Source organism: Streptomyces sp. NPDC102441, from assembly GCF_044765585.1.
Lineage (GTDB): Bacteria > Actinomycetota > Actinomycetes > Streptomycetales > Streptomycetaceae > Streptomyces.
In genome coordinates, this window is the sequence record NZ_JBIWKH010000006.1 from 248913 (window position 1) to 269132 (window position 20220).

Here is a 20220-nt window from a genome sequence, read left to right on the forward strand (position 1 = left end):
GCCCCCGTTTGCAGTCACTGAACGCGCTGGATCGGATGAATCTTCTTAGCGTGGGTTCATGAACCACACGCCGCGCATCCGCACCGTAGTGAGCTGCACTCTGCTGGTCGTGACCCTGATAGCGGGTGCGACCGCCTGTGGCGAGCCCGACGGTGACCCCCTGTCCCTGAGGCCGCACGACGCCGCCGACCTGGTCTCCTTCAACGGCCCGACCGGCAAGGAGAAGGCCGACCCCGACAAGCCCATCGAAGTCTCCGTCAAGGACGACGACGCGAAGATCACGGACGTGACGGCCGTCGACACGGAGGGCCGCCACCTGGCGGGCGAACTCGACGCCGACGGGAAGCGCTGGCACTCCACCACCGCGCTCGCGGCCGGCACCCGATACACCGTCAAGGTCTCCACCGAGAACGGTGACGGCGCCCCCGGCAGCCGTACGTACGCCTTCGGCACGAACTCGGCCAAGAAGTTCCTCAAGGTCTCCTTCGGCCCGCAGGCGGGCACCTACGGCGTCGGACAGCCCCTCACAGCGGAACTCAGCGCTCCGGTCGCCGACAAGGCCTCCAGGGCCACCGTGGAACGCGGGCTGCAGGTCCGGTCCGCCCCGGCCGTCACCGGCTCCTGGTACTGGGTCGACGACAAGACCCTGCACTACCGGCCCAAGGAGTACTGGCCCGCCGACGCCGCCATCGACGTCCGCAGCAACCTCAAGGGCATCAAGGTCACCAACGCCCTCTACGGGGCGGCCACGAAACCCCTGAAGCTCAACACCGGGGACCGTATAGAAGCGATCACCGACGCCTCGGACCACTCCATGACCGTCCTGCGCAACGGCGAGGTGATCAACACCTTGCCGGTCACCACGGGCAAGCCGGGCTTCGACACCCGTAACGGCGTCAAGGTGGTGCTCGCCAAGGAACAGTTCGTACGTATGCGCGGCGAGAGCATCGGCATCGCAGCCGGCTCCTCGGAGTCCTACGACCTGCCCGTCTACTGGGCGACCCGTGTCACCTGGAGCGGTGAGTACGTCCACGCCGCACCCTGGTCGACGGGTTCGCAGGGCAGCGCCAACGTCAGCCACGGCTGTACAGGCATGAGCACCGCCGACGCCGAATGGTTCTTCGAGACCGTACGCGAGGGCGACATCGTCAAGGTCGTCGGGAGCGACGGCGAGACGATGACACCGTTCGACAACGGCTTCGGCGACTGGAATCTGGCCTGGGACGCCTGGCAGAAGGGCAGCGCCCTGCACAGCGGCGGCGGCACCTCCGACCCGGGCACCGATGTCCGGACGGCGCGGCTGCGCCCCCAGGTCTGACCCGCCCGGGAGTGCGCCGCGCCCCGGAAGGACACCGCGGAGGGGTTCGGGGCCCCTCCGCCGCCTCAGGCCTCCACGGAGAGCCTGTGGCGCAGCAGGGAGGCCAGCGCGTCCGCGAAGTCGACCGGGTCCACCGGATGCGTCACAGCGGCGTCCGCACGGCTCCACGTGGCCAGCCAGGCGTCCTGCGGGCGTCCGATCAGCAGCAGGACGGGCGGGCAGTCGAAGATCTCGTCCTTGATCTGCCGGCAGACGCCCATGCCGCCCGCGGGGGCCGTCTCGCCGTCCAGCACGCAGACGTCGACACCGCCCCGGTCCAGCGCGCTCAGGACGGCGGGCAGGGTGGCGCACTCCAGGAACTCGACCGGCGGCACGTCCGCCGCAGGCCTGCGCCCGGCTGCCAGCCTCACCTGCTCGCGGGTGTTGGCGTCGTCGCTGTAGACCAGGACCGTGGCGGTCGGCTGCATTGTTCCTCCGTGACGTCTGTGTCTTCGGGGCTCTCCGGGCATGAACCGATGGGCGGATCGTACTCCGGCGGACTGCCTGTCAGCACCGGTAAGGACAGCGATTCGATGGGCCGTTCGGTGAGGACACAGGCCTCTGACACACCGAACGGCACCCCCGGGAGTGAGGGCGGGATAAGCGACCGACATAATGTCGGTCGTGGCGACAGCAACGACAGTAGAAACCGGGCACGCGCACCCGTCGGTCAATCGACCGAACCTCACCAGCGTCGGAACCATCATCTGGTTGAGTTCCGAGCTGATGTTCTTCGCGGCCCTCTTCGCGATGTACTTCACCCTGCGATCGGTGATGGGACCCGATCACTGGAAGGAGATGGCTCACCATCTGAACTTCCCGTTCTCGGCGACGAACACCACGATCCTGGTGCTTTCCTCTCTCACCTGCCAGCTCGGCGTTTTCGCCGCGGAGCGGGGCGATGTGAAGAAGCTCCGCACCTGGTTCATCATCACGTTCGTGATGGGTTCGATCTTCATCGGAGGCCAGGTCCTCGAGTACACCGAGCTGGTCAAGGAGGCGGGGCTCTCCCTGTCCTCCGACCCGTACGGTTCGGTGTTCTACCTGACGACCGGCTTCCACGGTCTGCATGTGACAGGCGGGCTCATCGCCTTCCTGCTCGTCCTGGGCAGGACATACGCGGCCTCGAGATTCACCCACGAGCAGGCCACCGCCGCCATCGTCGTGTCCTATTACTGGCACTTCGTCGATGTCGTCTGGATCGGTCTGTTCGCCACGATCTACATGATCAAGTAACCGGGCTCGCACCCACCCATCATCGACGCAGAAGATCCTGACACCGGGGTAATCCGTGAAAAAGCTCTCCGCACGACGACGCCATCCGCTGGCGGCGGTCGTCGTACTACTCCTCGCGCTGGCGGCTACCGGGGGGCTGTACGCCGCGTTCGCGCCTGCGGGTAAGGCGCAGGCCGACGAAACCGCCCAGTCCCTCGCCATCGACGAGGGCAAGAAGCTCTACTCCGTGGGCTGCGCCAGCTGCCACGGATCCGGCGGTCAGGGCACCACCGACGGGCCGTCCCTCGTGGGCGTCGGCTCCGCCGCCGTCGACTTCCAGGTCGGTACCGGACGCATGCCGGCTCAGCAGCCGGGCGCCCAGATCCCGAAGAAGAAGGTCATCTACTCCCAGGCCGAGATCGACCAGCTCGCGGCGTACGTCGCGTCCCTGGGCGCCGGTCCGATCACGCCGACCGGAAGCCAGGTCGACCCCGCGGGCGCGGACGTGGCCAAGGGCGGTGACCTGTTCCGCACCAACTGCGCGCAGTGCCACAACTTCACCGGCAAGGGCGGCGCGCTGACGGACGGCAAGTACGCCCCGGACCTCGAAGGCGTGAGCCCGAAGCACATCTACGAGGCCATGCAGACCGGCCCGCAGAGCATGCCCTCCTTCCCGGACAGCACCATGCCCGAGCAGGAGAAGAAAGACATCATCGCGTACATCAAGACCGTCAACGGTGATGAGTCCGAGGACCCCGGAGGGCTCTCGCTCGGTGGCCTCGGCCCCGTCAGTGAAGGTCTCTTCGGCTGGATCTTCGGCCTGGGCGGCCTGGTCGCCATCGCCGTATGGGTCGCGGCCCACACCGCTAAGGCCAAGAAGTCATGAGTAGCCAACAGATTCCAGAAGAGAACCTGCCGGTAGAGCAGGGCACCGCGCACGGCGCGGTAGAGGGTGCGGGCGACCCGTTCGCCGACCCGGGGCTGCCGGCCCACAGGCCGCGCATCCAGGACATCGACGAACGAGCCGCGAACCGCTCCGAGCGGGCCGTCGCCTTCATGTTCACGCTGTCCATGCTGGCGACGGTCGGCTTCATCGCCTCGTACGTCATCTTCCCGGTCGACCAGATCGTCTACATCTGGCCGTTCGGCCATGTGAGCGCGCTCAACTTCTCCCTGGGCCTGACCCTGGGCCTGGCGCTCTTCCTCATCGGCGCGGGCGCCGTCCACTGGGCGCGCACCCTGATGTCCGACGTGGAGGTCGCCGACGACCGGCACGCCATCGAGGCGGAGCCCGAGGTCAAGGCCAAGGTCATGGCCGACTTCGCGGCCGGCGCCAAGGAGTCCGCGCTCGGACGGCGGAAGCTGATCCGCAACACCATGTTCGGTGCGCTGGCCCTGGTGCCGCTCTCCGGTGTGGTGCTGCTGCGCGACCTCGGCCCGCTGCCGGAGAAGAAGCTCCGCAAGACGCTGTGGGCCAAGGGCAAGCAGCTCGTCAACATGAACACCATGGAGCCGCTGCGTCCCGAGGACATCGTCGTCGGTTCGCTGACCTTCGCCATGCCCGAGGGCCTGGAGGAGGACGCGCACGACTTCCAGTCGCAGATCGCCAAGGCCGCCCTGATGATCATCCGCATCGAGCCGGACAACATCAAGGACAAGCAGGAGCGCGAGTGGGCCCACGAGGGAATCGTGGCCTTCTCCAAGATCTGCACCCACGTCGGCTGCCCGATCAGCCTGTACGAGCAGCAGACGCATCACGTGCTCTGCCCGTGCCACCAGTCCACCTTCGACCTCTCCGACGGCGCCCGCGTCATCTTCGGTCCGGCCGGTCACGCCCTTCCGCAGCTGCAGATCGGTGTGAACAGCGAGGGCAACCTCGAGGCGCTCGGTGACTTCGAAGAGCCCGTCGGTCCTGCCTTCTGGGAGCGCGGATGAGTACTGCGACGGAAACACAACGCAAGGCGCCCGCCGGTGAGCGGGTGGCCGACTGGGCGGACGGCCGGCTCGGCATCTACGGCCTGGCCAAGGCCAACATGCGCAAGATCTTCCCGGACCACTGGTCCTTCATGCTCGGTGAGATCTGCCTCTACAGCTTCATCATCATCATCCTCACGGGTGTGTATCTGACGCTGTTCTTCCACCCGAGCATGAACGAGGTCGTCTACCACGGCTCGTACGAGCCGATGCAGGGCATCCGGATGTCCGAGGCCTACGCCTCGACGCTGGACATCAGCTTCGACGTCCGCGGTGGTCTGCTCGTCCGGCAGATCCACCACTGGGCAGCGGTGATCTTCCTCGCCGGCATGTTCGTGCACATGTTCCGGGTGTTCTTCACCGGCGCGTACCGCAAGCCGCGTGAGATCAACTGGCTGTTCGGCTTCCTGCTGTTCGTCCTCGGCATGTTCACCGGGTTCACCGGCTACTCGCTCCCGGACGACCTGCTCTCCGGCACGGGTGTGCGCTTCACACAGGGCGCCATCCTGTCGATGCCGATCGTCGGTACGTACATCTCGATGTTCCTGTTCGGCGGGGAGTTCCCCGGGACGGACATCATCGCGAGGTTCTACTCGATCCACATCCTGCTGCTGCCCGGCATCATGCTCGGGCTCGTGGTCGGCCACCTCATCCTGGTCTTCTTCCACAAGCACACGCAGTTCGCGGGTCCGGGCAAGACGAACAAGAACGTCGTCGGCATGCCGCTGCTGCCGGTGTACATGGCGAAGGCCGGCGGTTTCTTCTTCCTGGTCTTCGGCTTCATCGCGATCATCGCGGCGATCGCCTCGATCAACCCGATCTGGGCGCTCGGCCCCTACCGGCCCGACCAGGTGTCCACGGGCGCCCAGCCGGACTGGTACATGGGCTTCGCCGAAGGCTTCGTGCGTGTGATGCCTGGCTGGGAGATCAACCTCTGGGGCCACACGCTGGTCCTCGGGGTGCTGATCCCACTGGTCCTCTTCGGTGTGATCCTCGGGGCGCTCGCGCTCTATCCGTTCATCGAGTCCTGGATCACCGGGGACAAGCGCGAGCACCACATCCTGGACAAGCCGCGCAACGCTCCGACCCGCACCGGACTGGGCGTCGCCTGGGTGACGATCTACTTCGTCATGCTGATCGGCGGCGGCAACGACATCTGGGCGACCCACTTCAGTCTGTCGCTCAACGCGATCAGCTGGTTCGTACGGATCGCCTTCTTCGTCGGCCCGGTCCTGGCGTTCGTCGCCACCCGGCGGATCTGCCTCGGCCTCCAGCGCCGCGACAAGGAGAAGGTGCTGCACGGACGCGAGTCCGGCACCATCAAGCGCCTGCCGCACGGTGAGTTCGTCGAGATCCACGAGCCGCTCAGCCAGGGCCAGCTGCACACGCTCACGGCGCACGAGCAGTACAAGCCGGTCGAGATCGGCCCGACGGTCGACGAGAACGGTGTCGAGCGCAAGCCGTCGGTGCTGCAGAAGGTGCGGGCCAGGCTCAGCAGGAGCTACTTCGGCGAGGACAACCAGATCGCCAAGCCCACCTCCGAGGAGTACAAGGAGATCACCAGCGGCCACGGCCACCACTGATCACCTCAGCTGAACGCCACAGCGGGAGCCCCGTCCATCCGATGGACGGGGCTCTTCGCTGTCCCCGGGCCTGGATAGGGTGGGAGGCATCCTTGTACCGGCTGTGGACCCCCAGGAGCGGACCATGAACGTTGTGACCCCGGACGGCGGCGACAGCGTGGCGGACCGAACCTGGCCCGGCGTGCTGACCCCCCTGCTGCGCGGCGAGAACCTCGGCGCGGACGACACCGCGTGGGCCATGGACCGCATCATGAGCGGTGAGGCCACGGACGTGCAGATCGCCGGCTTCGCCGTCGCGCTGCGGGCCAAGGGCGAGACCGTGGACGAGGTCACCGGACTCGTCCGCGCCATGTACGGGCACGCCCACACCATCGAGGTTCCCGGCCGCACGGTCGACATCGTGGGCACCGGCGGCGACATGGCCAAGACGGTCAACATCTCCACCATGTCGGCGATCGTCGTCGCGGGGACGGGCGCCAAGGTCGTCAAGCACGGCAACCGGGCCTCCTCCTCGGCGAGCGGGGCCTCCGACGTGCTGGAGAAGCTCGGCGTCAACCTCGAACTGACCCCGCAGCGCGTGGTCGCCGTGGCCGAGGAGGCGGGCATCACCTTCTGCTTCGCCGTGAAGTTCCACCCCGCCCTGCGGTACGCCGCCAGGGCGCGCAAGGAGCTCGGCACGCAGACCACCTTCAACATCCTGGGCCCGCTCACCAACCCGGCCCGGGTGCGCTCCCAGGCCGTCGGGGTCGCCGACCCGAAGATGGCGCCCATCGTCGCGGGTGTGCTGGCGGACCGGGGGAATTCGGCGCTCGTCTTCCGGGGTGACGACGGCCTCGACGAGCTGACCACCACGGCGACCTCGCGGGTCTGGATCGTCCGCGACGGCAGCGTCCGCGAGGAGGCCTTCGACCCGCGCGACGTCGGCCTGGACCTGGTCCCCGTCCAGGCGCTGCGCGGCGCGGACGCCTCGTACAACGCGGATGTGGCCCGTCGGCTGCTCGACGGGGAGACCGGCCCCGTACGCGACGCGGTGCTGCTCAACTCCGCTGCCGCGCTGGTCGCTCTGGACCCGGGCGAGGGCACGCTGGACGAGCAGCTCTCGGCGGGTATCGCGCGGGCCGCGGAGTCGGTCGACTCGGGCGCCGCCAAGCGCGCGCTGGAGCGCTGGGTGGCGGCCAGCAACGCCTGAGGGCGCGGAGCTGGTGTGAGCAAGGGCGCAGTCCGGATCGCGGACTGCGCCCTTGCGCGTGGCCGTCGGTATGGCAAGATGCTGCGCAGGTCATGAGTGACAGCGACTACGGCCCCGGCCCGCTGTCCGGCAACCCTCCGTCCGTGGCGGGGTGCCCCGGGTGAAGACCAGGCCGCAGGCAGCGAGGTCTGTGGCAAGCGCGGGCCCCTCGGCATCGTTGGATGCCACCCCTTGGGGTCCTGGTCCCAGGGAGCCTTCTGTGAGCAAGCGAATGCGATAGGGCTCTACGCCCTGCTCCGCACACCTCTTCTCTTTCGTTCCCCGCGCTGCCGCGCACTGTCGCCGGCGCGAGGATTTCGCCTGTCTCTTACGGGAGTTCGCCATGTCTGTCTCCACCGCTGCCGTCGACCAGTCCGTCTGTGCCCCGCTGCCGGTTCTGGGTGCCGATGTCATCGTTCCTCTCGTGACGGGCGGGGACGTCACCTATGCCGCCCTCGACTACGCGGCCAGCGCCCCGGCTCTCCAGCGGGTGTGGGACGACGTGGCCGCCTACGCCCCGTACTACGGCAGCGTGCACCGTGGTGCCGGATACCTCTCGCAGCTCTCCACAGACCTGTTCGAGGGCAGCCGCGAGACCGTCGCGGAGTTCCTCGGCTGCCGGGCCGATGACCAGGTGGTCTTCACCCGCTCGACGACCGACTCCCTCAACCTGCTCGCCGCCGCACTGCCCGCCGACTGCCAGGTGTTCGTGTTCGAGACCGAGCACCACGCCTCGCTGCTGCCCTGGCGCGACGCCCGGGTGACCTGCCTCGACGCCCCGCGCACCCCCGGCCAGGCCGTCGCCACGCTGGAGCGCGCCCTGGCCGGCCGGAAGCCCAATGGCCCCGCACTGGTCTGCGTGACCGGCGCGTCCAACGTCACCGGTGAGCTGTGGCCGGTGCGGGAACTGGCCGCCGCCGCCCACGCGCACGGGGCGCGGATCGTGCTCGACGCGGCGCAGCTCGCGCCCCACCACCCCGTGGACATCGCCGAGCTGGACGTCGACTGGGTCGCCTTCTCAGGGCACAAGCTGTACGCGCCCTTCGGCTCGGGCGTCCTCGCGGGCCGGGCGGACTGGCTGGTGGACGCGGAGCCGTACCTCGCGGGCGGTGGCGCCTCCCGCAAGGTCGCCCGGCGTGCCGACGGCGGAGTGGACGTCGAGTGGCACACCACCGCGGCCCGGCACGAGGCCGGATCGCCCAACGTCATCGGCGTCTACTCCATCGCCGCCGCTTGCAAGGCCCTGACCGAGGCCGGGTTCGACCGCCTGGTCACCCGGGAACAGCAGCTGGTGACGCGGGTCCTCGAAGGACTCGCCGACGTTCCCGAGGTCAAGGTGCTCTCGCTCTTCGGTGACGACGCCCCGAGGGTCGGCGTCATCTCCTTCGTGGTCGAGGGATGGAACAGCTCGCACTTCGCCGCGGCGCTCTCCGCGGAGTACGGCATCGGGGTGCGGGACGGACTGTTCTGCGCGCACCCGCTGGTGCGGACCCTGCTGGGCAGTGAGCCGCAGGACCCGGGCGAGTGCGGCGCGCCGGAGGCCGGGCCGGGGGAGAGGTCCCTCAACGCCATCCGGGTGAGCTTCGGTGCCGGTACGCCGGACGAGCACATCGAGCGGTTCCTGGGCGCCGTCCGCGAGCTGGTGAGCAAGGGCGCCCGCTGGACCTACCGCACCGAGGAGGGCCGCTGCGTGCCCGACCGGGGCACCGCGCAGGTCTGAGCCGGTCCGGACACGGCTCCGGCCGGGGACGGGAGGCGTCGTGCCCCGTCCCCGGCCGGAGCCGTACGCCTTTCCTGTGGCCTCAGGCGTCGAGGCCGATGGCGAAGGCCGCCTCGAGGTCGTGCTGCGAGTACGTGCGGAAGGCGACATGGGTGTCGGTGCCCTCGACGCCCTGGATCTTGCTGATCCGGCCCGGGATGACATCGGCCAGATCGTCGTGCCGGGCCACCCGGACCATGGCGATCAGGTCGTACGTACCGGTGACCGAGAAGACCTCGCTGACACTGTCCAGCGCGGCGATGGCCTCCGCGATCTCGGGAATCCGGTCCACGCTGGTTTTGATGAGCACGATCGCGGTGATCACGGCTGGCTTTCTCCCTCGGTGGCCGTGGCTGGAGACTTCACTCTAGTCCCCCGGAACCGCACCCAGGCGTAGAGGAACCCGGCCGCGAAACCCGCCACGTGCGCCAGGTACGCCACGCCCGGGCCGCTGCCGGCGCTCCGCGCGGCCAGCCACTGCAGCACGAACCAGAACACGAGCACGATCCAGGCGGGGAACCGCAGCGGAAGGAAGAAGAGGAAGGGGAAGAGGCTGGTGACCCGGGCCTTCGGGAAGAGGTAGAGGAAGGCGCCGAGCACCGCGGAGATCGCCCCCGACGCGCCGACCAGCGTCTGGTCGGAGTCCGCGTGCACCACCGCGTACGCCACGAGGGCGAAGTAGCCGCACGCGAGATAGAAAAAGGTGAACTCGGTGCGGCCCATGCGCTCCTCGGCCATCGCGCCGAACACGTACAGGAAGAGCAGGTTGCCCAGCAGGTGCAGCCAGCTGCCGTGGACGAAGAGCGCGGTCAGCGGGGTCAGGACCGCGTGGGCGGAGCCGGCCATGAGCTCGCTGGGGATCACGCCCCACCGCTCGAAGTACCCGGCCTGGGCGGCCAGGAGCGCGTCGGCGCTGCCGTAGACCGGATTGAACCCGGAGAGCGGACTGAGCAGGAACACCGCACAGCACAGCGCGATCAGCCCGTACGTGACCGGGGCGCCGCCCGCCGCTGCCGCGGCCCGGAGCTCTCCGGCCCGCCTCCGCCAGTGGACTTCCCGCCGATCGGTCACGTACAGAGCATGACGCACCAGGTGAGAACGGGACAGACCGCCTCGCCGTGTCGATAGGTATGCGCAAGGCCGTAGGGTTGCGGCAGGACATCCGCAGTTCGACGGCGCACCGCGAGATCGAAGACCTGGGCACGCACGAGACTCGAGAACGACGAAAGAGGACGCAACGATGACGACGGTTCCCCAGCCGACGGACGCGACGCGCTGGCGCTGCACGCTCTGCGGCAACCTCACCCGTTTCGACGTGACGCGGTCCTCGAAGGTCGTGGAGTACGTGCATCTCGACCTGGCCGGGGAGTCGAGTATCGAGGAGCGCGAGGTGGTCAGTGAGACCATCGAGTCGGTGCGCTGTCGTTGGTGCAACGCCGTGGACCAGATCGAGCTGGTCGACAGGCCTGGTGCCGACTCCTGACGGGGCCGTGCGGACAGACATATTGGGGTGATGGATGGTGGAGCAGCCGACAGGCGGCGCCGGACCGGCCGACGCGGCCGACGGCACCGCGGAGTCGCTCGACCGTCCGCTGCCCGAGGGCGTACGCCGCAAGGTCGTGGGCCTGGTCTCGGACGCGTTCGGCGGTCTGACCATCGGCGAACTCCCCGCCCAGCTCCGGCAGTACGCCCGTTTCACCCCGAGCAGGCGGGCCAAGTTCGCGGGTAACGCGATGGCCGCCGCCCTGGAGAACGATCCGGTGTTCCGCCGGCGCATCGGTGAGCGGATCGTCCAGACCCAGCCGGAGCTGGCCGGTGCCCTCACCTCCGGTGCCCCGCCCGCCGCCGCCGACCCCGTCGACGTTGCCGCAGCCGCCTATGTGCTGCGGCCGGCCGGCTGGGTCAAGCTGGTGGCCGCGGCCGGCGAGGAGGTCCAGCGGGCGCACGCCGAGCAGGCGGACGAGGAGACCAGGCGCGAACTGGAGGGACTGCGCGAGGAGCTCGACCGTGCCCGGGGTCAGACCAGGGCCGACACCGAGCGGCTGCGCTCGGAGCTGGACACCTCCCGCAAGGAGGCCGACTCCCTGCACCGCAAACTCCGCAGCGCCCTCAGCGAGATGAAGCGCGGCGAGGCGGCGCTGCGCAAGGCCGGCGCCGAGGCCGACGCCGTGCGGGCCGAGGCCGCGGTCCAGGTCTCCGCGGCCGAGAGCGAGTCCCGCCGGCTCAAGGCGCGGCTGGCCGAGGCGGAGGCCTCCGTCGAGGCGGGCCGCCGGGCGGCCAGGGAAGGCCGCTCGGTCGAGGACATGCGGCTGCGGCTGCTCCTGGACACGGTGCTCGACGCGGCGCAGGGACTCCGCCGCGAACTGGCCCTGCCTCCTTCCTCGCTCCGCCCCGCGGACGGCGTCGAAGCGGTGGAGCCCGGCCGGATGTCCCCGAAGGACATTGCGGCCAGGGCCCTTTCGGAGACCGATCCGGCGCTCCTCGACCAGCTGCTCGCCCTGCCCCAGGCGCATCTGATCGTCGACGGCTACAACGTCACGAAGACCGGCTATCCGCAGATGCCGCTGGAGAAGCAGCGGTTGCGCCTCCTGGGCGGTCTCTCGGTCCTCGCGGCACAGACCGGCGCCGAGATGACCTGTGTCTTCGACGGTGCCGAACTGGCCGTCCCGGTTCTGCTGGCACCGCCGCGCGGTGTCCGTGTGCTGTTCAGCAAGGCGGGGGTGACCGCCGACGAGCTGATCCGGCAGCTGGCGCGGGCCGAACCGTCCGGCAGGCCCGTCGTCGTGGTCTCCACCGACCGCGAGGTGGCGGACGGCGTGGCGAAGGCGGGTGCACGGCCGGTCGCGTCCGCCTTGCTCCTGAAGCGCCTTTCGCGCGTCTGATGCGTCATGTGAGACATGGGTGACTTGCCGGAATTTACGGAACGTACCGTCAATTCATCGCTACACGCAGTGTGATGAAAGTAAAGAAGTGCCTGGTGTGGCGAGATTTTGCTCGTGAGGATTTGAACTGATCACAAGATGGTCACTAAGGTCAGGCCTCGAACCTTCGCACGGTTGATCGCCCACCAGGGGTGACGGCGAAGGAACCGCCGAGTCCGTGAGTGCACGGAGCCGGGGATCTACGTCCCCCCACAGCCCGGTAGGCGGCTCGAGGAAGAAGGAGCTCGCCTTCGTGGCGTCCCACCGTCGTCCCAAGCAGCCGAGCCGCACCCGCGTGACCGTGCTCACCGCGACCGCCGCTGCAGCCGTGGCCCTGACCTCTCAGGCGGCCCACGCCGACCCCAAGCCGACCAAGACCGAGGTCAAGGCGAAGGTCGACAAGCTCTACCACGAGGCCGAGGTCGCCACGGAGAAGGCCAACGGCGCCAAGGAGCAGCAGGACAAGCTCAAGAAGCAGGCCGACGCGCTCCAGGACAAGGTCGCCCGGGGCCAGGACGAGCTCAACACCCTGCGCGGCGAGCTCGGTTCGCTCGCCACCGCGCAGTACCGCTCCGGTGGTCTCGACCCGTCGGTCCAGCTGCTGCTCTCCTCGGACCCGGACAGCTTCCTCGACCAGGCCTCCGCGCTCGACCAGCTGACGGCCAAGCAGGCCGAGTCGCTGCAGAAGATCCAGTCGAAGCAGCGCACCCTCGCGCAGCAGCGCAAGGAGGCGCAGGGGAAGCTCGACGACCTCGCGGACGTCCGCAAGTCGCTGAACGAGAACAAGAAGAAGTACCAGGGCAAGCTCGCCGACGCCCAGAAGCTGCTGAACACCCTCACCGCCGCCGAGCGCCAGGCGATGGCCGACAAGGAAGTTCGCGCCAGCCGTGACGCCGGTGACCGGGTCGACCTCGGCAACGAGGTCCCCGCGTCCGCCCGTGGTGCCGCCGCCCTCCAGGCCGCCTCCACGCAGCAGGGCAAGCCGTACGTCTCCGGCGGCACCGGCCCCAACTCGTTCGACTGCTCGGGTCTGACCCAGTGGGCCTACGCCCGGGCCGGCGTCCAGATCACCCGCACCACGTACACCCAGATCAACGACGGTGTCCGGATAGGCCGCGGCGCCCTGAAGCCGGGCGACCTGGTCTTCTTCAACAACACCTCGCACGTGGGCCTGTACGCGGGCAACAACCAGATCCTGCACGCCCCGAAGCCCGGCGCCGTGGTCCGCTACGAGTCGATGGACTACATGGGCACCTTCCAGTTCGGCGTGCGCGTCTGACGCCCGAACGGGCGAATCGCAGCACCCCTCGACGACGCCCCGCCCCGCCGGAGACCACAGGTCACCGGCGGGGCGGAGCTGTTTCGCCCCCACCCTTCTCCCGGCATGGCCTTTGGCCGCGGTGCGGCCGCCCGGTTACTGTCTGCGCTGCCGCGTAGCTCCCGGTCGTCGGTCCGCCCGCCCCGGGCGGCAGGGGCTGCGCACACCTGCGTACAGCGGAAGGGAGTGCGGCTTCCTGTGGTGTCGCATCGCCGCCCCACCCGGCCCGGCCTCAACCGTGGCGTCCGGGCCACCGTCCTGTCGGCCACCGCGGCCACCGCGGCGGTCACCCTCCAGGCCGCACCCGCGAGCGCCGTGCCCGAGGAGACCCACGAGACGGCGAAGGCCGCGGTCGACCGGCTGTACGGGGAGGCCGAGCGTGCCACCGAGCGGTACAACGCGGCCAGGGAGAGCCTCGGCCGGCTGCGTGGCCGTGTCGCCGGGGCCCAGGACTCGGCGGCCCGGACTCAGGAGGACATCAACCGGATGCGGGTGTCCCTCGGCTCGATGGCGGGCGCGCAGTACCGCTCGGGTGGTATCGACCCGTCGGTCGCCCTCCTGCTCTCCTCCGACCCGGACACCTTCCTGGACAGGGCCGCCGCTCTGGACCGTGTGGGCGAGCGCCGGGCCGCGACGCTGGGCAAGCTCCACCAGGCCCGGCGGAAGATCGCGCAGATCCGTACGGAGGCCGCCGGTGCCCTCGCCGGCGTGGAACGCGAGCGCGCCGCGGTGGCTCGGAGCAAGCGCACCGTGGAGGGCAAACTGGCCCGGGCCCGGGAGCTGCTGCACGCGCTTCCGGCCGCCGACCGCGCGTCTCTCGGCCGTGCGTCGCGCTCCGGCCCCGCCGAGGTGCTGACGGCCGGCGCCCCCGCCTCCGCGCGCGGCCTGGCGGCTCTCATGGCGGCCCGGCAGGCCCTGGGGCGCCCGTACGTCTGGGGCGCCGACGGGCCCGCCGGATTCGACTGCTCCGGGCTGATGAAGTGGGCGTACGCACAGGCCGGGGTCGCTCTGCCGCGGACCTCGCAGGCACAGCGGTACGCGGGCCGCATGGTGCCGCTCGCGCAGGCGCAGCCCGGGGATCTGGTCGCCTACCGCGCGGACGCGAGCCACATCGGGATGTACGCGGGAAACGGGCAGGTCATCCACGCGCCGTACCCGGGGGCGCCGGTGCGCTACGACCCCGTCGGCATGATGCCCGTCTCCTCGGTTACCCGCGTCTGACCGTACGATCGGCTGGATGGCTGTTCGGACGCAGGACGCCCGGTGGGAGCGCACCCGCAGAGCGAGCACGGCGGGTGCCGTGCTCGCCGCTCTGCTGCTCGCGCCCGCCTGCGCCGGTCCCCGGGACCCCGCCACCGGCATGACCGCACGGGAGGTCGGCGCCACCCTGGACCGCCGGGCCGCGGCGGTCATGGAGCACGACACCGACGCCTACCTGGCCGCGCTCGACCCCGGTGCCGCGTCCTTCCGGGCCGCACAGCGCGCCGAGCTGCACAACCTCGCCGACGTACCGCTGGAGTCATGGGCGTACAAGGTGAAGGACGTGAACGACAGGAGCGCGGACCGGGTGACCGCCGAGGTCGAACTGCGCTACCGGATCAAGGGCTACGACAAGGCCCCGATGTCCTCCTCCCGCACGGTGGAGCTGGTCCGCCGGGGCGAGAACGGCACCTGGTACATCGCCGCGGACCGGGCAGCCGACGGCGCCCCGGGGCAGCTCTGGCAGCAGGGCGACGTCGAGGTCGTACGGGGCACACACAGCCTGGTCCTCGGCGTCGGCCGGCGGACGGCGGAGCTGCGCCGGATCGCGGCCACCGCGGACCGGGCCGTCCCGGCCGTCACCGGCACCTGGCCGGAGCCCTGGGCGGAGCGCGTCGTGGTGCTCGTCCCCGAGTCGGTGGAGGACATGGCGGGGCTCCTGGGCTCACCGGTGGCCAGCTACCGGGACATAGCGGCCGTCACCACCGGTGAGGTCGGCGGCAGCGGCCGTGCCCCCGCGGACCGCGTGATCGTCAACCCGCAGGCGTACGGGATGCTCGGCGACTTCGGGCAGCGGGTCGTCCTCACCCACGAGACCACCCATGTGGCGACCCGGGCGCACACCTCCGCCGCCACTCCCGTCTGGCTCTCCGAGGGCTTCGCCGACCGGACCGCGTACAGCCAGGAGAGCCGCACCGCCCCCGAGCTCGCACCCGAGCTGGCCGAGGCGGTCCGGAGCGGCGACCTGCCCGCGCGGCTGCCGACCGACGAGGACTTCGGCTTCGGCGAGGACGCCGCGAAGCTCTCCCGGGCGTACGAGGGCGGCTGGCTGGCCTGCGAGCTGATCGCGCGGGACTGGGGCGAGGAGGAGCTGATCGCCTTCTACGAGGCCGTGGGGAGCCGTTCCGAGCGGGACGGGGCCGTGGAGCAGGCCATGCACACGGTGCTCGGCACCACGCCCGAGGACTTCACGGCGCGCTGGCGGGAGTATCTGCGCGACCGGCTGGGCTGACCCGCTCCGCCGCGCGCCCCCGCCGGGCCCCCGGCACGGTGTCCTGCCAGAGCCGCCGCCCGGCGCTCAGCGTCGCGAGGAGCAGCAGACCGTTGCGTACGGCCATGAGCTCCAGGCCCTCCGGGTCACTGGCCACCACATGCGCGAAGCCGAGGGGGAACTCCAGCAGGGTGACGGCGGTGGCCACCAGGACCAGGCACGCGGGCAGCGCCATCCGGCTGCCGCGGAACACCAGGCACACCGCGGCGACACCGAGCGGCCACACCATGTACTGGGGGCTGATGACCCGGCTGGTCACGGTGAACAGCAGCACCGCGGTGAACGCCGCGTCCGCCGGGGTGTGCACCGCGAACGTGCGGGCCCGCAGCCGCCACACCAGCAGCCAGCCGAAGGCGAGCACGCTCAGCGCCAGAGCCAGGGTGCTCACGAGCGACACATGGGGGCCGGCGAACTCCATCGAGCCGTAGCGGAGCTCCACCCGGCCCTCCCAGCCGAACTGCCGGGCCACATGGAAGACCAGCGCCCCCAGCGACTCGATCTCAAGCCCCCGGTCCCGCTGGAACGTCAGGAAGGCGAACGCTCCCGGCACCGCCACCGCGGCCACCAGGGCCGCCACGGCGGCCGTCACCGCCGCCGCCGACCAGGACCGGCGGGTGGCCGCGCCCCGGGCCGTGCCCACCAGGAGCAGCACCGGCCACACCTTCAGAAGCGCGCCGAAGGCGGCCAGCGCCCCCAGCACCCTGGGACGGCGCACACCCGCCAGCAGCGCCGCCACCGCGACGGCCGTCACCATCAGGTCGTAGCGGGCGTACACCGTCGGCCCGAGCAGCGGCACGCCCACCACCCACAGCCAGGTGCCCGCGTCGCGCATGCCCGGACGGCTTCCCGCGTACAACAGCAGACCGAACACCAGGGCGTCACACAGGAGCACGAGGACGAAGAAGGCGGAGGCGTACTCCAGGAAGGGCAGCAGATCCGGGGAGAGCACAGCGAGAGCGGCGGCGGGCGGGTACTGCCAGGTGACGTCGTCCAGCGGATACGAACCGGTGCGGAGCACCTCGTACCAGCCCCGGTAGATCACCGAGACGTCGCTCGTGACATCGGGGCCCGGCACGGTGAACACCTTGAAGACGCAGAGCAGCAGCACCGCCCGCGTGAGACCCCATACGGCGAGGGACAGACCCCGGCCGCTCGCGTCCGTCCTGACCGTCATGGACGCCATGATGCAGGCCCGGGCTGTGCGGGAGCCGTCAGGCAGGGCCGTCGGGGCGCCCGGTACTGTCGGCGGCGATGGACAAGACGCTGATCGTGACGAACGACTTCCCGCCCCGCCCCGGCGGCATCCAGGCCTTCCTCCACAACATGGCGCTGCGCATGGACCCCGAGCAGATCGTGGTCTACGCCTCCACCTGGAAGCGCTCCACGGAGGGCGCCGAGGCCACCGCGGCCTTCGACGCCGAGCAGCCGTTCACCGTCGTACGCGACCGTACGACGATGCTGCTGCCCACCCCGCGGGTCACCCGGCGGGCGGTCCGGCTGCTGCGCGAACACGGCTGCTCCTCCGTGTGGTTCGGTGCGGCCGCCCCCCTCGGGCTGATGGCGCCCGCGCTGCGCGGGGCCGGCGCCCGCCGGATCGTGGCCACCACGCACGGCCACGAGGCGGGCTGGGCGCAGTTGCCCGCGTCCCGGCAGCTGTTGCGCAGGATCGGCGAGGGCACCGACACGATCACCTATCTCGGTGAGTACACCCGGTCCAGGATCGCCGCCGCGCTCACCCCCGACGCCGCGGCCCGCATGGTGCAGCTGCCGCCCGGGGTCGACGAGAAGACCTTCCAACCCGCCTCCGGCGGTGACCGGGTCAGGGCCGGGCTCGGCCTCGCGGACCGGCCCGTCGTCGTGTGTGTGTCGCGGCTCGTGCCGCGCAAGGGCCAGGACACCCTCGTCCTGGCCATGCCGGCGATCCTGGCACGCGTGCCGGACGCGGTCCTGCTCGTCGTGGGCGGCGGCCCGTACGCCGGGCAGCTGAAGAAGCTGGCGGTCGAGACCGGTGTCGAGGACTCCGTGCGCTTCACCGGACCGGTGCCCTGGGAGGAGCTGCCCGCGCACTACGGCGCCGGCGACGTGTTCGCCATGCCCTGCCGCACCCGGCGCGGCGGGCTCGATGTCGAAGGCCTCGGCATCGTCTACCTGGAGGCGTCCGCGACCGGACTGCCCGTCGTGGCGGGCGACTCGGGGGGCGCCCCGGACGCCGTGCTCGACGGCGAGACCGGCTGGGTGGTGCGGGGAGGCTCCGCCGAGGACTCCGCCGACCGGATCGTCGCGCTGCTCCGTGACCCGGAACTGCGCCGGCGCATGGGGGAGCGGGGCAGGGCGTGGGTCGAGGAGAAATGGCGCTGGGACCTGCTGGCCGAGAAGCTCAGAACACTGCTCTGAGCACGGACGGGCAGGAGCCCCGCACCGGTCGCGGTCGCGATGCGGGGCCCCTGCTCATACGTGTGCGGTTCAGCCGCGGTAGATCGACTCGACCTCGTCCGCGAAGTCCTTCGCCACGACGTTGCGCTTCAGCTTCAGCGACGGCGTGATGTGGCCCGCCTCCTCGGTGAACTGCGCTGCCAGGACGCGGAACTTGCGTACCGACTCCGCCTTGGAGACCGCGGCGTTGCCGTCGTCCACCGCACGCTGCACCTCGGCCAGCAGGTCGGGGTCCTCGCGCAGCGAGACCGCCGTCGACCCGGCCGGCTTGCCGTTCTCCTCGGCCCAGCGGGAGAGGAACTCCTCGTCGAGGGTGAGCAGCGCGCCGACGAACGGGCGTCCGTCGCCCACCACCATGCACTCCGCCACCAGGGCGTGCGCGCGGATCCGGTCCTCGATCACCGCCGGCGCGACGTTCTTGCCGCCCGCGGTGACGATGATCTCCTTCTTGCGGCCCGTGATCGCGAGATAGCCGTCCTCGTCCAGCGTGCCGATGTCACCCGTGTGGAACCAGCCGTCGGCCAGTGCGTCGGCCGTGGCCGACTCGTTCTGCCAGTACCCGGTGAAGAGGTGCTCGCCGTGCAGCAGCACCTCGCCGTCGTCCGCGATCCGGACGACGGAGCCCGGCAGCGGCTGGCCGACCGTGCCGATCTTCTGCCGGTCCCACGGGTTGAAGGCCGTGGCGGCACAGGTCTCGGTGAGGCCGTAGCCCTCCAGCACCGTGAAGCCGATGCCGCGGAAGAAGTGGCCGAGCCGCTCGCCCAGCGGAGCGCCGCCGGAGATCGCGTACTCGCCGCGGCCGCCGAGGACGGCCCGCAGCTTGCTGAACACCAGCTTGTCGAAGACCTTGTGCTTGACCTTCAGGCCCACCGAGGGGCCTTCCGCCGTGCCCAGCGCGCGGGAGTACGCGATCGCGGTGTCGGCGGCCCGGTCGAAGATCTTGCCCTTGCCGTCGGCCTGGGCCTTGGCCCGCGCCGAGTTGTAGACCTTCTCGAAGACCCGCGGCACTCCGAGGATCAGCGTCGGCCGGAAAGAGGCCAGCTCATCGGTGAGGTTCTTGATGTCCGGCACACAGCCGAGCTTGATCGGGGCCATCACCGACGCGACCTCGACCAGCCGGCCGAAGACATGTGCGGCGGGGAGGAAGAGCAGGACGGAGCACTCGCCGGTACGGAAGAGGGGCTTGAGCCGCTCCACGATGTTGCCGCACTCCGCGAAGAAGCTGCGGTGCGTCAGCACACAGCCCTTGGGGCGGCCGGTGGTGCCCGAGGTGTAGACGATCGTCGCCGGGTCGTCGGCCTTCGCGCTCGCCATGCGCAGGTCCAGGGTCTCGTCCGGGACTCCGGCACCCGCCGCCACCAGCTCGCCGACGGCGTCCCGGTCGATCTCCCAGACGTGGTGCAGGCCGGGGGTCCGGTCCCGCACGGCGGTGACGGACTCCGCGTGGGCGGCGCTCTCCACGACGACCGCTACCGCGCCCGAGTCGCCGAGTATCCACTGGACCTGCTCCGGGGAGCTGGTCTCGTACACCGGCACGGTGACCGCGCCCGCGCTCCAGATGGCGAAGTCCAGCAGGACCCACTCGAAGCGGGTACGGGACATGAGCGCCACCCGGTCGCCGGGCTGGATGCCCGCCGCGATCAGGCCCTTGGCGGTGTCTCTGACCTCAGCGAGGAACCGGGTCGCCGTGACGTCCGTCCAGACGCCCGCCACCTTCCGGCTCATCACCGCGACATCGGGATGCTGAGCGGCGTTGCGGCGGATGAGATCGGTCAGGTTGCCGTCCGTAGGGACCTCGTACAGGGCCGGAAGGCTGAACTCGCGCAAGACTGCTGCTCCTCATCGGGCTCCGGTTCCACTGCTCTGTGCGACGCACCGGATCGGTCCAAGACTGGCAGATGC

At 70.3% G+C, this 20220-nt stretch carries 18 protein-coding genes and 1 riboswitch; of the genes, 13 read left to right on the forward strand and 5 right to left on the reverse strand.

All coding sequences use genetic code 11. The features are described 5' to 3' along the window. The first annotated feature begins 58 nt into the window (after nt 1-58). The gene (locus tag ACIREO_RS15265) at nt 59-1318 is read left to right on the forward strand and encodes an Ig-like domain-containing protein (RefSeq protein WP_404109366.1); all 1260 of its coding nucleotides are present in this window, start codon (nt 59-61) and stop codon (nt 1316-1318) included. 65 nt (nt 1319-1383) lie between these two features. On the opposite strand, the gene ACIREO_RS15270 is transcribed toward ACIREO_RS15265, so the two are convergent. Beyond that, nucleotides 1384-1785 carry a hypothetical protein gene (locus tag ACIREO_RS15270; RefSeq protein ID WP_356707331.1) on the reverse strand — a complete coding sequence of 134 codons (402 nt, stop codon included), beginning with the start codon at nt 1783-1785 and terminating at the stop codon, nt 1384-1386. Nucleotides 1786-1972: 187 nt separating this feature from the next. Between ACIREO_RS15270 and ACIREO_RS15275 the strand changes: the two genes are divergently transcribed. The 6 genes from ACIREO_RS15275 to ACIREO_RS15300 all read left to right on the forward strand — a co-directional run bounded on the left by ACIREO_RS15275 (nt 1973) and on the right by ACIREO_RS15300 (nt 9077). After that, nucleotides 1973-2593 (forward strand): heme-copper oxidase subunit III, encoded by a 621-nt coding sequence (locus ACIREO_RS15275; protein ID WP_359475841.1) that lies wholly within the window; start codon nt 1973-1975, stop codon nt 2591-2593. Between the two features lie 55 nt (nt 2594-2648). After that, nucleotides 2649-3458 carry a c-type cytochrome gene (locus ACIREO_RS15280; RefSeq protein WP_404109369.1) on the forward strand — a complete coding sequence of 270 codons (810 nt, stop codon included), beginning with the start codon at nt 2649-2651 and terminating at the stop codon, nt 3456-3458. Then, complete coding sequence (locus ACIREO_RS15285; RefSeq protein ID WP_404109372.1) at nt 3455-4507, forward strand: Rieske 2Fe-2S domain-containing protein; 1053 nt, start codon at nt 3455-3457, stop codon at nt 4505-4507. The genes ACIREO_RS15280 and ACIREO_RS15285 overlap by 4 nt, the downstream gene beginning before the upstream one ends. After that, nucleotides 4504-6129 (forward strand): cytochrome bc complex cytochrome b subunit, encoded by a 1626-nt coding sequence (locus tag ACIREO_RS15290; RefSeq protein WP_404109375.1) that lies wholly within the window; start codon nt 4504-4506, stop codon nt 6127-6129. Before ACIREO_RS15285 ends, ACIREO_RS15290 begins: the two co-directional genes overlap by 4 nt. A gap of 124 nt (nt 6130-6253) precedes the next feature. Continuing rightward, on the forward strand, nt 6254-7318 hold the full coding sequence (gene trpD / locus ACIREO_RS15295) for an anthranilate phosphoribosyltransferase (RefSeq protein WP_404109378.1): 1065 nt from the start codon (nt 6254-6256) through the stop codon (nt 7316-7318). 88 nt (nt 7319-7406) lie between these two features. Further along, nucleotides 7407-7524, forward strand: a riboswitch (SAM riboswitch). 176 nt (nt 7525-7700) lie between these two features. After that, nucleotides 7701-9077: an aminotransferase class V-fold PLP-dependent enzyme gene (locus ACIREO_RS15300; RefSeq protein ID WP_404109380.1), complete on the forward strand. Its 1377-nt coding sequence runs from the start codon at nt 7701-7703 to the stop codon at nt 9075-9077. Between the two features lie 82 nt (nt 9078-9159). Here ACIREO_RS15300 and ACIREO_RS15305 read toward each other — a convergent pair whose 3' ends face one another. Both ACIREO_RS15305 and ACIREO_RS15310 read right to left on the reverse strand, forming a co-directional pair. Continuing rightward, a complete protein-coding gene (locus ACIREO_RS15305) occupies nt 9160-9441 on the reverse strand; it encodes an Lrp/AsnC family transcriptional regulator (protein ID WP_104784870.1) in 282 nt (93 codons plus the stop codon). Further along, nucleotides 9438-10205, reverse strand: a complete 768-nt coding sequence (locus tag ACIREO_RS15310; RefSeq protein ID WP_404109384.1) for a rhomboid family intramembrane serine protease — start codon at nt 10203-10205, stop codon at nt 9438-9440. Before ACIREO_RS15310 ends, ACIREO_RS15305 begins: the two co-directional genes overlap by 4 nt. A 151-nt stretch (nt 10206-10356) precedes the next feature. On the opposite strand from ACIREO_RS15310, the gene ACIREO_RS15315 reads away from it, so the two are divergent. The 5 genes from ACIREO_RS15315 (at nt 10357) to ACIREO_RS15335 (ending at nt 15846) form a co-directional block, all read left to right on the forward strand. After that, nucleotides 10357-10599 (forward strand): hypothetical protein, encoded by a 243-nt coding sequence (locus ACIREO_RS15315; RefSeq protein WP_404109387.1) that lies wholly within the window; start codon nt 10357-10359, stop codon nt 10597-10599. A 34-nt stretch (nt 10600-10633) separates the two neighbouring features. Continuing rightward, the gene (locus ACIREO_RS15320; protein ID WP_404109390.1) at nt 10634-11998 is read left to right on the forward strand and encodes an NYN domain-containing protein; all 1365 of its coding nucleotides are present in this window, start codon (nt 10634-10636) and stop codon (nt 11996-11998) included. A 292-nt stretch (nt 11999-12290) separates the two neighbouring features. Continuing rightward, entirely contained in the window at nt 12291-13316 is a 1026-nt protein-coding gene (locus tag ACIREO_RS15325; RefSeq protein WP_404109393.1) for an NlpC/P60 family protein, read from the forward strand. Nucleotides 13317-13553: 237 nt separating this feature from the next. Continuing rightward, on the forward strand, nt 13554-14576 hold the full coding sequence (locus tag ACIREO_RS15330; RefSeq protein WP_404109396.1) for an NlpC/P60 family protein: 1023 nt from the start codon (nt 13554-13556) through the stop codon (nt 14574-14576). A 16-nt stretch (nt 14577-14592) separates the two neighbouring features. Continuing rightward, nucleotides 14593-15846, forward strand: a complete 1254-nt coding sequence (locus tag ACIREO_RS15335) for a hypothetical protein (RefSeq protein WP_404109398.1) — start codon at nt 14593-14595, stop codon at nt 15844-15846. Here the strand turns inward: ACIREO_RS15335 and ACIREO_RS15340 are convergent. After that, the gene (locus ACIREO_RS15340; protein ID WP_404109400.1) at nt 15803-17059 is read right to left on the reverse strand and encodes a glycosyltransferase 87 family protein; all 1257 of its coding nucleotides are present in this window, start codon (nt 17057-17059) and stop codon (nt 15803-15805) included. The two genes, ACIREO_RS15335 and ACIREO_RS15340, sit on opposite strands and share 44 nt — an antisense overlap. Before the next feature lie 77 nt (nt 17060-17136). Here ACIREO_RS15340 and ACIREO_RS15345 point away from each other — a divergent pair, with 77 nt between their 5' ends. Beyond that, a complete protein-coding gene (locus tag ACIREO_RS15345) occupies nt 17137-18279 on the forward strand; it encodes a glycosyltransferase family 4 protein (RefSeq protein ID WP_404109403.1) in 1143 nt (380 codons plus the stop codon). 69 nt (nt 18280-18348) lie between these two features. Here ACIREO_RS15345 and ACIREO_RS15350 read toward each other — a convergent pair whose 3' ends face one another. Then, nucleotides 18349-20145: an AMP-dependent synthetase/ligase gene (locus ACIREO_RS15350; RefSeq protein WP_404109406.1), complete on the reverse strand. Its 1797-nt coding sequence runs from the start codon at nt 20143-20145 to the stop codon at nt 18349-18351. Between the last annotated feature and the right edge of the window lie 75 nt (nt 20146-20220).